Origin of the sequence: Polynucleobacter sp. MWH-Braz-FAM2G, assembly GCF_018687635.1 — a bacterium.
Lineage (GTDB): Bacteria > Pseudomonadota > Gammaproteobacteria > Burkholderiales > Burkholderiaceae > Polynucleobacter.
The window spans coordinates 1,949,332-1,962,384 of record NZ_CP061300.1 but is presented as its reverse complement, the minus strand read 5'-3'; the positions used below and the strand labels follow the sequence as shown (position 1 = coordinate 1,962,384).

The 13,053-nt window shown below is 43.9% G+C and carries 15 protein-coding genes; 6 read left to right on the top strand and 9 right to left on the bottom strand.

Annotated features, from left to right (window positions below; all coding sequences use genetic code 11):
* Positions 1–8: 8 nt before the first annotated feature.
* From lnt to FD973_RS09895, 5 genes are all read right to left on the bottom strand, one after another.
* Positions 9–1,541 (bottom strand): apolipoprotein N-acyltransferase, encoded by a 1,533-nt coding sequence (lnt, locus tag FD973_RS09915; RefSeq protein WP_251368770.1) that lies wholly within the window; start codon positions 1,539–1,541, stop codon positions 9–11.
* A gap of 8 nt (positions 1,542–1,549) precedes the next feature.
* Entirely contained in the window at positions 1,550–2,389 is an 840-nt protein-coding gene (locus FD973_RS09910) for an HlyC/CorC family transporter (protein ID WP_215323381.1), read from the bottom strand.
* 30 nt (positions 2,390–2,419) lie between these two features.
* Positions 2,420–2,893 carry an rRNA maturation RNase YbeY gene (gene ybeY / locus FD973_RS09905; protein ID WP_215323375.1) on the bottom strand — a complete coding sequence of 158 codons (474 nt, stop codon included), beginning with the start codon at positions 2,891–2,893 and terminating at the stop codon, positions 2,420–2,422.
* Positions 2,883–4,229: a tRNA (N6-isopentenyl adenosine(37)-C2)-methylthiotransferase MiaB gene (miaB, locus tag FD973_RS09900; RefSeq protein ID WP_215323371.1), complete on the bottom strand. Its 1,347-nt coding sequence runs from the start codon at positions 4,227–4,229 to the stop codon at positions 2,883–2,885. The genes ybeY and miaB overlap by 11 nt, the downstream gene beginning before the upstream one ends.
* 65 nt (positions 4,230–4,294) lie before the next feature.
* Complete coding sequence (locus FD973_RS09895) at positions 4,295–5,557, bottom strand: putative Na+/H+ antiporter (RefSeq protein WP_215323370.1); 1,263 nt, start codon at positions 5,555–5,557, stop codon at positions 4,295–4,297.
* Positions 5,558–5,615: 58 nt separating this feature from the next.
* Between FD973_RS09895 and FD973_RS09890 the strand changes: the two genes are divergently transcribed.
* Positions 5,616–6,026: a rhodanese-like domain-containing protein gene (locus FD973_RS09890; protein WP_215323368.1), complete on the top strand. Its 411-nt coding sequence runs from the start codon at positions 5,616–5,618 to the stop codon at positions 6,024–6,026.
* Positions 6,027–6,071: 45 nt separating this feature from the next.
* Positions 6,072–6,461 (top strand): OsmC family protein, encoded by a 390-nt coding sequence (locus FD973_RS09885; protein ID WP_215323366.1) that lies wholly within the window; start codon positions 6,072–6,074, stop codon positions 6,459–6,461.
* Between the two features lie 56 nt (positions 6,462–6,517).
* Here FD973_RS09885 and FD973_RS09880 read toward each other — a convergent pair whose 3' ends face one another.
* Positions 6,518–6,805, bottom strand: coding sequence for a glycine zipper domain-containing protein (locus tag FD973_RS09880; protein ID WP_215323361.1), 288 nt, complete (start codon positions 6,803–6,805; stop codon positions 6,518–6,520).
* A 44-nt stretch (positions 6,806–6,849) separates the two neighbouring features.
* Positions 6,850–7,212 (bottom strand): Rap1a/Tai family immunity protein, encoded by a 363-nt coding sequence (locus tag FD973_RS09875; protein WP_215323360.1) that lies wholly within the window; start codon positions 7,210–7,212, stop codon positions 6,850–6,852.
* 136 nt (positions 7,213–7,348) lie between these two features.
* Here FD973_RS09875 and FD973_RS09870 point away from each other — a divergent pair, with 136 nt between their 5' ends.
* Genes FD973_RS09870 through FD973_RS09860 form a run of 3 tightly spaced genes read left to right on the top strand, consistent with a single transcriptional unit; the run spans position 7,349 to position 10,075 of the window.
* A complete protein-coding gene (locus FD973_RS09870) occupies positions 7,349–8,551 on the top strand; it encodes an ammonium transporter (protein ID WP_215323359.1) in 1,203 nt (400 codons plus the stop codon).
* A 55-nt stretch (positions 8,552–8,606) separates the two neighbouring features.
* Complete coding sequence (locus FD973_RS09865) at positions 8,607–9,131, top strand: gamma carbonic anhydrase family protein (RefSeq protein WP_215323358.1); 525 nt, start codon at positions 8,607–8,609, stop codon at positions 9,129–9,131.
* A 38-nt stretch (positions 9,132–9,169) separates the two neighbouring features.
* Positions 9,170–10,075 carry an AEC family transporter gene (locus FD973_RS09860; protein ID WP_215323357.1) on the top strand — a complete coding sequence of 302 codons (906 nt, stop codon included), beginning with the start codon at positions 9,170–9,172 and terminating at the stop codon, positions 10,073–10,075.
* Here the strand turns inward: FD973_RS09860 and maiA are convergent.
* Positions 10,046–10,726, bottom strand: a complete 681-nt coding sequence (gene maiA / locus FD973_RS09855; RefSeq protein WP_215323356.1) for a maleylacetoacetate isomerase — start codon at positions 10,724–10,726, stop codon at positions 10,046–10,048. The genes FD973_RS09860 and maiA overlap by 30 nt on opposite strands.
* Before the next feature lie 94 nt (positions 10,727–10,820).
* On the opposite strand from maiA, the gene FD973_RS09850 reads away from it, so the two are divergent.
* Positions 10,821–11,450 carry a trimeric intracellular cation channel family protein gene (locus tag FD973_RS09850; RefSeq protein WP_215323355.1) on the top strand — a complete coding sequence of 210 codons (630 nt, stop codon included), beginning with the start codon at positions 10,821–10,823 and terminating at the stop codon, positions 11,448–11,450.
* Here the strand turns inward: FD973_RS09850 and FD973_RS09845 are convergent.
* On the bottom strand, positions 11,437–13,035 hold the full coding sequence (locus FD973_RS09845) for a gamma-glutamyltransferase family protein (protein WP_215323353.1): 1,599 nt from the start codon (positions 13,033–13,035) through the stop codon (positions 11,437–11,439). The genes FD973_RS09850 and FD973_RS09845 overlap by 14 nt on opposite strands.
* Between the last annotated feature and the right edge of the window lie 18 nt (positions 13,036–13,053).

The window sequence follows — 13,053 nt, the reverse complement described above, 5'->3', positions numbered from 1 at the left end:
AAAAATGCTCAAAAACGTCTATGACGAATCAGACCCCAGAGCAGTAGCAGGCACGAAAGAACCAAAATTGGTAAATTGCCCCAAATAACATAGGGCGTCTTTCCAGCATAAGCTTGTACGTTGGCACTCAAGGTAGTTTGGGTAAATTCTGGGAGCGATTGCAGTAATTTGCCATCAGGACCTAAAACCGCCGTTATGCCCGTGTTGGTAGCGCGTAAGGCGGGAAGACCGGTTTCCAGCGAGCGTAATTGTGAAAGTCTGAGTTGCTGGGTGGGCGCTTGGGAGTCTCCAAACCATGCAAGATTGGTCATATTAATTAATAAATTAACAGGCTTATCACTATTTTGTATGCGATAAGCTAGCTCGCCGCCAAAGACATCCTCATAACAAATCGTAATGGCTGCATGAAGGTCGTCTTGACCTTTGCGAACAATGGTGAGCGGTGCTTGTTTCAAATCGCCCCTAGCAAAGTCACTCATTGGTACATGAAAGGCTTTAACAAACCATTGAAATCCAGGAGGAATAAATTCTCCAAAAGGAACAAGGTGTGATTTATCGTATTGATAAGGAGGCTGATTGGGGGAAAGTCCAGTCGCACGATTGGAATACTGCACCCCGTTTTCTTTTGGCACCTCCCCGATTAAACCAAGCAAAATATTGCTGCCGCTACTATTGGAAAAAGTTTGTAAATATTGCAAAAGGCCAAACGGTAAATTTGGTTGTGGCCATGGAAAGGCGGTCTCGGGAATGATGATGAGATTGGCAGCTTCTTTTGTGATTTCCCGGGTATAAAAATCTATTTGTTGCCCAATTGCTTGGGGATTAAATTTGAGACTTTGTTCAAAGTTTCCTTGAATAAGTCTTACGCTAATTGGCTCCCCAGTAGGCTTAGTAAAGCTAAATGAGCTTGCGAATAGCGAGATAGCTAATGCAGATGTAATTAGCAGTAGGCTCGAAGTTATATGTTTGCGAAGTTGATAGATTTCCCAGGATGTCCATATAACCAAAAAAGTGCAGGCAAGACCACCAAAGAAAGGTGCTATAGGAGCAAATGGGCCATTGAACTGTGTCTCAGCAAAGCCCATCCAAGGGAAGCCAGTAAAGATATAGCCGCGCAAAAATTCCGCAAGAACCCAGCTTGCCGCCAAAAATAGACCCGTTAGCCGGTTCTTGCTAAATGCTGAAATGGCAAGCGTAGCTAAAGAAAAATAAAGTGCAACATAGGCTGAGAGCAAAAGTACGCCAATGCAAGCCAGTAGTGCGTTTATACCGCCAACATCATGAAGGCTAATATAGATCCACCAAAGACCTACAACAAAATAACCAATGCCGAATAAGAGGCCGAGTCCGAATTGTTTCTTAAGTGTATTGGCTACAGGTGAGTCAAGGCGCCACCAAAGAATGCTGAGAATGGGGATCTGAATCCAACCGCCATATGTTAATTCAGCACTCGCGGCCAAAACTGCGCCCAACGCAAACAGCAGAAATACTGAAAAGATTTTGACGCTAATATGCTGTTGATAAGAGTGTTGATCTAACAATCTAAGTCTCAGTCTGATTTCTTATTTATTTGTCGTGCTAACAGAATATGAATTTGTCTTGGGTCAGCACGTTGTACTTCAAATTCAATATTGTCAATTTGGACGAGTTCGCCCATTTTGGGGACGCGACCTAGATGTTGAATTACTAGGCCTGCCACTGTCTCGATATCCTCAACTTCAAAATGAGTGCCAAGGGCTTTATTAAATTGCTCAAGCTCAGTGATGCCTTTAACCCGAATGTCGCCGTTATCTAGGGCAATCAGATTATCAGCTTCTTCATCAATGTCATGTTCATCTTCAATATCACCAACAATTTGCTCAAGCACATCTTCAATGGTGATGATTCCAGCTACGCCACTGTATTCGTCAACCACAATCGCTAAATGATTTCGATTGTCTTTGAAGTCGCGTAACAAGACGCTCAGTCTTTTAGACTCCGGAATAAATACTGCTGGACGTAACCAGTCCCGCACTTGGAAGTCATTTTCAGTTGCGTGACGCAATAGGTCTTTAGCTAGCAAAATTCCAATGACATTGTCCCTACTTCCTTCAAACACAGGAAAGCGAGAATGTGCGGCTTCAATTACGCTTTTGATAATTTCAGGTAGTGGTTTATTGATATCAATCCAGTCAATTTGCGCACGGGGAACAAGAATGTCACGGGCGCAAAGTTGACCCACCTGAAAAACTCCCTCGATCATAGAGAGGGCATCTGCATCAATCAATCCCTCGGCTTGCGCTTCACGCAGGGTATTAATGAGCTCTCGACGGCGTTCACTGGGTTCGATTGGCTGTGGAGTTAAAAAATCAGCCAAACGGTCTAAAAGGGATTTGTTGGGGTCAGGCATATAGCAAGAATAGCGCAGAAATATTGCAAATCAGGAATACGGGTTGGCAAAGCCCAATTTTTGAAGAATTTGGATTTCTAGAGCCTCCATCTTTTTGGCATCTCGTGCTGACTCATGATCATAGCCTTGTGCATGCAGACATCCATGAATAATTAAGTGCGCTAAATGTGAATTTAAAAGCTTACCTTGAGCTTTTGCCTCTTTTTGTAGAACTGGCAGGCAAAAGACGATATCTGCGACCACAGTTTTTTTAGAAAGCTCATAAGGAAAGGTGAGCACATTGGTTGCGTAGTCTTTTTTTCGAAAAGCAAAGTTTAATTTTTTGCCTTCGGCGGTATTTACAAATCGTAGAGTAATTAAGCCGCTAGTTGGTATAGCGCTCTTTACCCATTTTTTTATTAAAGTAGCAGAGGCAATTTTGTTAAGGGTAGATTCAATTGCAGGACTAGCATATTGAAAATCAATTGCTAGTTTCGGCGAAGCTGGTATGTTCTTAGTTGACATGCGCCTCTACCAGTTCGCCTCTCAAAGTGTAGTTGAGGACCTCAGTAATGCGAATATCCACCATTTGACCAATGAGACCGTCGATGTCTTGCGTTGGGGGAGTGAAATGAATGACGCGATTATTTTCAGCGCGTCCCTGTAAATTGATGCCATCCTTGGCAAGCCCTTCAATTAATACTCTCTCAGTATTGCCCAACATTTTTTGGCTAATCTGGTTGGCTTGATCCTCAACTAAAGCTAATAGAGTTTGCAGGCGTTTAAGCTTAACTTCATATGGCGTGTCATCATTTAAATTGGCTGCCGGAGTGCCAGGGCGTGGACTAAAGATAAAGCAAAAGCTATTATCAAAATTAAGCTCTTTCACCATCTTGAGTAACTTCTCAAAATCAGCCTCTGTCTCACCCGGAAATCCCACAATGAAATCGCTAGAGAGAGTGAGGTCAGGGCGAACGGCACGCATTTTTCGAATGATGCTCTTAAATTCCAATGCCGTATAACCGCGCTTCATTGCAGAGAGCATGGCATCGGATCCATGTTGCACGGGCAAATGCAGATGACTTACTAGCTTTGGCACCTTGGCGTAGACATCAATTAGGCGTTGTGTAAATTCTTTGGGGTGGCTGGTGGTAAAGCGAATGCGTTCCACTCCAGGAATATCAGCAATGTATTCAATCAAAAGAGCAAAGTCGGCGATTTCTTCTGTATCACCCATCTTGCCAAGATAGGCGTTCACATTTTGGCCCAGCAAGACAATTTCTTTAACGCCTTTGCTAGCGAGCCCCGCCACTTCTGTCAGCACATCATCAAAAGGTCTCGATACTTCTTCGCCACGGGTATAGGGAACTACACAATAGCTGCAATATTTAGAGCAACCCTCCATGATGGATACATAAGCTGAGCCACGGGTTTGCCGTGATGCTGGTAGGTGATCAAATTTTTCAATCTCTGGGAAGGAGATATCTACTTGAGGGATGCCGGTATTGCGACGTTGTGTGATTAGATCGGAAAGGCGGTGTAATGTTTGTGGACCAAAGACAACATCAACATAAGGCGCACGACTAACTATTTGCTGACCTTCTTGGCTGGCTACACATCCACCAACTCCGATTAATAAGTTGGGCTTCGTTTTTTTTAGTTCACGTAGGCGACCTAAATCAGAGAAAACTTTATCTTCTGCTTTCTCTCTAATCGAGCAAGTGTTGAGAAGAACCACATCGGCGTCTTCTGGTCGATCAGTCATGACCATGCCTTCATCGGCATGCAGAAGGTCTGCCATCTTGCCCGAGTCATACTCGTTCATTTGGCAGCCAAAGGTTTTGATATAGAGCTTTTTCATATGCCGTTCTCAGGTTTATAGCTGGGGGCGAAGCTCAGATTTTACCGCCTAAGTATTTGGTTGCCCTAGATGAGTCGATAAGCCAAGATAGCTACTATGGTGGGTGGTATGGCACCTAATAATAAAAAGACGGCTGAAACTGCGCCATTGGGGAAATGATTGCGTAGGATGGCAATTCCAGCGGGATTGGGCGCATTGGCAATCACTGTTAAACCTCCGCCTGCCACTGCTCCACCCACTAGTGCGAGTTTAAATTCTGGAGAGGTTCCAGTTACCAAGGAGCCCAGATAGGTTAGGGCGGCATTGTCTGTAAAAGCAGTTAGAACGAGACTGCCATAAAAGACCGCCGTAGGGCTCATCATCTCTAATACTGGTTGTAGCCACCATCCTTGTAGTGCACCAAGCACCACAAGACCACCCAAGAAAAAGCCTACTAGAAGTGCCTCTTTCAAAATCAGTGGCGTTTGATGCTTCGGGTAGGCTGTTGTGTAGCCAATAAAGAAAAGCAAAATCCACATAAAAATAATTGGGTCATGTGCAAATACTACGACCCCACATAAGAATAATAAGTGCATCAGAATGACAGCTAGTGGAACTTTCGCTTCTTTCTTGTTGTTATCCGATTCAATTAGCTGACGATGAAATAGAAGTGTGGCAGTAGCAGCATTGATGAAAATGGCAATACAGGATTCAATGCCAAAGTTAGCAAACATAAATGCCGAACTCCACTCCCAAGTAGAAGCCACCATCAAAACGGGTGGCGCCGCAAAGTTAGTCAGCGTCCCGCCAATTGATATGTTTACAAACAGCACGCCAAGCGTGCCAAATAGAAGCGCTTTAGTACATTGATGGCGATAGACTAAATCACGCAATAAAAATGCCGCTAAAGTCATCGCCGCTGGTTCAGTAATCACAGAACCTAATAGCGGAGTAATCGCTAAAGTTAGAAAATATAAAGCTGGCGCACTTCTGATTCGAAATATACCCTGCAATACATTGGCTAAGACATGCAAAATTTTCGTTGCGAAATATAGAATGGGCTTTGTGCCAGCCACAATCATGATCGCAAAGACAAAAAGAGGTTCAGTGAAATTGCGATGATTTAAAAAGGTTTTTGCTGTGTTGAGGTCATCATATATGGAGATGAAGATAACTAGGATGGCCGCCCAAAAACCAAAAACAATCTCGACCTCACCCAAAAGATGCCAAAGTCCCGCATGGCGTACAGATTTTTTAGCAAGCGATTCAAAATAACCCGTGCAAAAGGTATGTAAGACGGCAATTGCAAAGATAATGCTTGCGCCAAGTTCTGTTGGAGTAAAGTTCATAGCAGAATGGTAGCAGGTGCTTGAAGTGAGTAAAGCATTGTGAGTTTAGGAGATTTTGATGAAATTAAAGATTGGTCATCAGGAGTTAATTCAGAGTGCCATGTCTGAGATTGAGACAGTGCCCTTAGATAGAGCGCAGCATTTTTTAGATGATCCCCATTCGGTATTTGTAGATATTCGTGATCTACGAGAGTTGGAGCGAGACGGTATGATTCCGAATGCCTTCCATGCGCCCAGAGGGATGTTGGAGTTCTGGGTGGATCCTGATAGCCCATATTTCAAGCCTATTTTTGGCGAAGGCAAGCGACTGATTTTGTATTGCGCGTCTGCTTGGCGTTCATCATTGGCCACTCAAACTTTGCAAAGAATGGGTGTACCTAATATTTGTCATTTAGAGGGTGGGTTTAGTGCTTGGAAGAAAGCGCAACTCCCGGTAGTAGAAAAGACTAGCAAGCCACATGCTGGTTAATTTGAGCCTGTAATTCAATCATTTCATTTATTTTTTAGGTTCTCTATGAGAAAAGTAATTTCGCAATTTGGTGAAGGGCCATTACAGCAGAAATTGACAACTGGCGATCTTCACTTTTTGTCTGACGCAGAAGTATCTAAGGGCGGTTCTGGAACTGGACCTAGTCCGCATGAATATCTTGGGGCAGCATTAGCAGCCTGCACATCAATGACTTTGAAGATGTATGCTGGTCGCAAAGGCATGGAGTTGGAAAATGCGATTGTTACAGTCGATATCGAACGCGCAAATGATATTGAGATGTTTGCTCGAGATATTCAGTTGCTAGGAAATCTCAGTTCGGAAGAAAAAGACCGTTTGTTGGAGATAGCAAACAAGTGCCCGATTCACAAAGCACTAGCAGGTCAAATCCAAATAAAAACCCAGCTTGTAAATTAAAACAAGCTGGGTTTAGTGATGCTTAAATCTAGCCCAAAAGGGCTGATTAATAAAGCTTAGTTAGGAGCCCTATTAGGCTGATTATTTTTACCAGCGTTATAACCAGCGTTATAGTTGGCACCTTCATTTTTCTTGTATGCGTCATATGCATAACCTGATGCGGCACCCACAGCTGCACCACCCACTACACCCCAAATTGGATTGCCGTGGAAAATGGCTGTACCTACACCACCAACAACCGCTCCAATGGATGCTCCTGAAAGAGTGCGTTGCTCAGTATTGCTCATACCAGAGCAGCCTGTAATTGCTACAGCAGCAGCTGTAATGGCGATAATTTTTTTCATATCATCTAATCCTTAAATATTTTGAATTGGGTTAGTGTTGTTGCTTATTTTTTGCCACAAGGGAAACGAGAAGCTAAATAGCCCATAACAACACCTGCGGCAGGTTTATCAGCAGTTTGAGGATTTTCTCCAGCCCACTTAACAAAATCTGCAATCACTGTATCGCGTTGTGGTGCAGGTTGTTTTACACAAATGAATGGCTTGGCACGTTGTGGATGACGTGTCACTAAATAAGTGTCATAAACGCTCGTAGTGTAGCCAATGCAGAAACTTCGGGATTCTGGACTTGCTGGCAATTTACAAACATTTACGAGCTCTTGAGTACTAAGCACTTGAACTTTTTCTTCGGCTTGTGCAACACCTGAAAATGCGCCAATTACAGCCATGGCAACGAGGAATTTCTTCATGGGTTCTCCCTTAAGTATGTGTAGAAATGATAATAAACCAAATAAATGACCAATTGGTGCACTAAATAGGTGCAATTTGCACTCTTTTAGGTTTTTAAATTCCCCATAATGATGCAAAAAATAAGGGGGGAAATTCATGGAAACTTTGAAGTCAGGTAGTGATGCGCTATTTATATTGCTCGGTGCAATTATGGTTCTTGCCATGCATGCTGGGTTTGCGTTCTTAGAGTTAGGAACAGTGCGCAAGAAAAACCAAGTGAATGCTTTAGTCAAAATTTTGGTGGACTTTGCAGTATCAACAATCGCCTATTTCTTTATTGGCTACAGCATTGCTTATGGAGTGAACTTTTTCTCTGGCGCAGAGTTGCTGGCAGAAAAGAATGGCTATGAGTTGGTCAAGTTTTTCTTCTTGCTGACTTTTGCAGCAGCTATCCCTGCAATCATTTCGGGTGGCATTGCCGAGCGGGCTAAATTTAATCCTCAGTTAGTAGCTACGTTTGTATTGGTTGGCTTTGTTTATCCATTTTTTGAGGGTATTGCTTGGAATCAGCACTATGGTATTCAGGCTTGGATTAAAGGTTTGACGGGTGAAGAGTTTCATGACTTTGCTGGGTCGGTGGTGGTTCATGCGGTCGGTGGGTGGATTGCTTTACCAGCAGTGATTCTTTTAGGGGCTCGTCGCGGACGCTATACAAAAGAGGGTCAAATCTCTGCTCATCCACCATCGAGCATTCCATTCTTGGCCTTAGGTGCATGGATTTTGGCGGTAGGTTGGTTTGGCTTTAACGTGATGAGCGCGCAAACAATTGACAAAATTAGCGGCTTGGTTGCGATGAATTCCCTAATGGCGATGGTTGGTGGAACCTTGGCTGCTTGGGTGGTAGGTCGTAACGATCCTGGATTTACCTATAACGGTCCGCTCGCTGGACTTGTAGCCGTTTGTGCTGGCTCTGACTTAATGCATCCTTTGGGCGCTTTATTTGTTGGTTTGGTTGCGGGTGGCTTGTTTGTCTATATGTTTACCTTGGTACAAAACCGCTGGAAGCTGGATGATGTTCTTGGAGTTTGGCCACTACATGGATTGTGCGGTTTATGGGGTGGACTAGCCGCTGGTATTTTCGGAACAAAAGCTTTTGGTGGGATTGGCGGTATCACCTTTACTGGCCAACTGATTGGGAGTGCGTTGGGAGTTGGCATTGCATTGATCGGCGGGTTTGTAGTATATGGCGCGCTTAAAGCAGTTTTGGGTATTCGCATGTCCCAGGAAGAAGAATTTGAAGGCGCTGATTTAAGTGTGCATCGTATTTCTTCAACACCTGATCGTGAGCCAAACTGGTAATTTTCTCTAATACATGGTCGTTCATCTATAGCCTGATTCATACCTATAATGAGTCATGGCTATATTTGAACTAGACGGAAATGTCCCTCAATTATCTGAGGGCGCTTGGGTTGCTGAAAGTGCGGAAGTTATCGGCAAAGTAGAACTTCATCAAGATGCCAGTATCTGGCCTAAAGTAGTTATCCGTGGCGATAACGATCTCATTCAAATTGGGGCGGGCAGTAATGTACAAGATGCATCTGTTTTGCATACCGATCCTGGATATCCACTTATGATTGGTAGGGGTGTAACCGTTGGGCATCAAGTGATGCTTCATGGATGTCGGATTGGCGATGGCAGTTTGATTGGTATTGGCGCTGTCATTTTGAATGGAGCCAAGATCGGTAAAAATTGTTTGGTGGGCGCAGGTGCGCTGGTGACCGAGGGAAAAGAATTTCCAGAGGGCTCCATGATTTTAGGAAGTCCTGCCAAGGCGGTTAAACAGTTAACGTCCGAGCAAATAAAAGGCATTCACGATATTGCTGAGCGTTATGTTCAAAATGCACAGCGTTATGTCAAGACGCTCAAGAAAATTTCTTAACCCATCCATTAATTTTGCTCTACGTATTTAATGTAGTTTTGCCCGTTTTTTTACTCATTTTGATTGGGTATATTGGAGGGCGTTCTGGCAAGTTGGGTATAAATGCTTCGGTTGAGTTGAATCGATTTGTTGTTTGGCTAGCATTGCCGGCACAACTCTTTAGTTTTGCTGCTAGTAGTGGTTGGCAAACACTTTGGCAACTAGATTTCATTGCTGCATTTTTTCTAAGCTGTTTAATTGTTTTTCTTTTGGTGTTGCTCATGAGTTGGATGCGCAATCGAGATTTAGCAGCAGCAAGTTTTGATGGTCTCAGTGCGTCTTACTCAAATACTGGGTATATGGGCATTCCGTTGTGCGTACTTGCTCTTGGTCAAGATGGTTTGGCGCCGGCGATTATTTCTACCTTCATCGTCTTTGTAATGTTTGCTTTGGCGACAGTGCTCATCGAAATTGGTGTCTTGTCACACAAGAAGTTTCATGAGATTGTGTGGAGTGTTATTAAATCTCTCTGCACCAATCCATTATTAATAGCTCCGATTGCTGGTTTGGTGTGGGCCTCTAGTGGCTTGACTTTGTATGATCCGATTGCGCAGGTCATTACATTCTTAGCTGCTGCATCAACACCGTGTGCCCTTGTTTCAATTGGTTTGTTTCTGATACAAAAAAGTACAACTGCACCAACTCAGGCATGGGGCATTAGTTTGGCAAAGTTAATTTTGCAACCTTTAATTGCTTGGGTAATAGCCAGTCCTATATTGGGCTTATCTGATTTATGGGTTAGTGCGGCGGTTATTTTGAGCGCTCTTCCGACAGGCACTGGACCTTTTATGTTGGCTCAGTATTACAAGGCAGATGGTAGTGTTATTTCTCGTGTGGTATTGATTACTACCGTGTGCTCCTTGCTGACAATCTCATTATTTTTGTGGTGGGGCAGTCGGATTTAATCCTTCAGCATCAATTTGTTTTTCCCAAGATGCATCGATAAAAGCAGTTAACTTCATACATTCATCATAAATTTGCATGATGGTGGGAAATGGACTTACGTCTACCTTGGCACTTAGGGCATTAAATATTTGGGGTACTAAACAGATTTCAATCAAACTTGGTTGGTTGCCGTAGGCGAATTTACCTTTTCTGGGGTCACTGCTTAATTGCTTCTCCAAGCTTTCAAGACCTATTTTGATCCAGTGCTGATACCACTCATCTTTAGCTTCATTGCTTGCGCCAAGTTTTTTAACGAGATACCGAAGTACCCTTAAATTATTAAGCGGATGAATATCGCTACTAATATCCATAGCTACTGAGCGAACCCAAGCTCTATCAATGGCCAGCGTCGGTAAAAGCGCCGGTTCTGCTTGAATCTCTTCAAGGTACTCAATAATTGCCAATGATTGGTGAATACTTTGTTCCCCATTTTCAAATAGGGGTACTAGGTGATTGGGGTTTTTATTGCTGTAAACCTCACTCAATTGTTCGCCGCCATTTTTGCTAAGGTGAACAGGGATTACTTCATAATCCAAGCCTTTAAGATTGAGGGCGATACGCACTCGAAATGCGGCAGAGCTACGCCAGAAGCTATAAAGCTTAGGGGTCATATCAATACCTTATATGAATTTATTTCTTTAATAGTATATTGAGGTTAGTTAATTAGATTCGAATTTAAGCCAAGCACTTTATAGACTCATTCATATGCAAGATATCAGCTACTGGATTGGAATTATCGCTACCATGGCCTTTGCGGTGACGGGAGTCTTGGCCATTGCAGATCGCGGTGTCGATCTCTTCGGGGTATTGGTGCTTGGTTTGATTACTGCGATTGGTGGCGGAACTATACGCGATATTATTTTAGAAGTACCTGTGTTCTGGTCTGAAAGCCAAATCTATGTTTGGCTTGCTATCGTTGCCAGTGTTATTACTTTCTTTGCCGAATCTTTTTTTACTCAGCCTCAGATTTATCGCTGGATGCTATATATCGATGGTTTTGGTGCGGCACTCTTTGCAATACAGGGTGCGGATAAGGCTTCGAATCTAGATTTTGGTTTGCCAGTTGCGCCAGTTATTTTGGGGGTGATTACTGCGATTGGTGGTGGCTTATTGCGCGATGTGTTGGCAGGTAGAAAAACATTGCTCATGTCACACGAGCTTTATGCAATTCCAGTGACATTGGGATGTTGTGCATATGTATTGATATTAAATTTCATGCCTCAGTTTGTAGTTGAGGGATCAGTAATATGCATGCTCGGAACATTTGGGTTACGCGCAGCAGCAATTCATTGGAATTTGCGCGTACCCAAAATGTTTATTACTAAAACGCGCTAACTGCACCATCGCTTCGAGGGTCCCATCCGCCTCGCAAGGTTCCTGAAGGATCTCGAATAATGCAACCCGCATGCCCTACAGTCTCATCAAAAGCATCCAGCATTTCAATCTCATGACCTAGCGCATGCAGTTCTTTTGCTACCCAAGGACTAAAGCGTGACTCCAGTTTTAAGCTATCACTTGTTTGTCCCCAGGTTCGTCCAAGTAACCAGCGGGGGCGGCTAATCGCATCTTGTGGATCCAGACCATAAGTTGCAGTCCGCGTAAATACTGCGCACTGAGTTTGTGGTTGACCATCTCCACCCATCGTTCCATAAACCATCGAACGGCCATCCTTAAATAAAGCCATCGCTGGATTCAGCGTATGAAATGGTTTTCTGTAGGGCTCAAGATGATTAAGAGTTTTTGGATCTAAAGAAAAACTACATCCTCGGTTTTGCCAATTCACGCCTGACTTGGGTAGCACAATGCCGGCGCCGAACTCGTGATAAATACTCTGAATGAACGATACGCAATTGCCATTACCGTCAATTACCCCCATCCAAATAGTGTCTGCCGGACCTTTCCCTTGGCCCCAAGGGAGTGCTTTATTGGGATCAATATTCTTAGCCAGCTTTTTCAAGAACGCTGGAGACAGAAAAGATTGCGCATTTTTAGTCATATAAGCGGGATCAGTCACAAATTGATCGCGGATCTTAAATGCCTGCTTAGTTGCCTCTACGCAATGATGGACATATTCAGCGCTGTCGACTTTGAAGCGTTTTAAGTTCAATTGATCCAAGATGCCAATGATCATGAGAGACACAACACCCTGTGTTGGTGGAATCATGTTGTAAACATTGCCTAAGCTATGTTTAAGTTCCAAAGGGTCTATGAGTTTGGCATGATGACGTCGCAAGTCGTCAAGGCGAAGGGGGCTACCAATTTCGGTCAATTCTTTAGCCAATAATTCTGCAAGCTCACCACGGTAATAATCATCGGTACCTTTACGTGCAACTTGACGTAAGGTTTTCGCAAGTCGCTCTTGCTTAAAAATGCTACCTACCTCAGGTGCTTTGCCGTTAACCAAGAAAGTTTTTGCAAAGCCAGGAATAGGATTTAGTTCCTCACGCTTTTTTGCCGTCAGACTGGATTGGCTGAAGGTGACTGGAACGCCAGCTTCTGCGTAATGAATTGCATCAGCTAATAAACGTGCCAACGGAATCTTTCCACCTAAGCCTTGTTTAGAAAGCTGATGAGCAGCGCCCCAGCCTGAGATGGTGCCCGCCACAGTATTTGCTGCAACAGCCCCTCGAAAGGGAATTGCTTTAGTGATACCTCGCTCTGCATACCACTGTTTAGTCGCTAATCCAGCAGCAGCTCCACAGGCATCTATACCCCCCATTGCTTTGCCTGGAGAATGAATCACCCAAAATGAGTCTCCTCCAATAGAGTTCATATGAGGGTAGACAACTGCAATGGTTGCGGCAGCAGCCACCATTGCCTCCAATGCATTGCCACCTTCCCTAAGAACCGCTAATGCTGATTCGGATGCGAGGGAGTGCGGCGCTACCGCCATCCCTCTGATACCCCACTTTGCTTGCATCGTCAAACCCCTCTATCG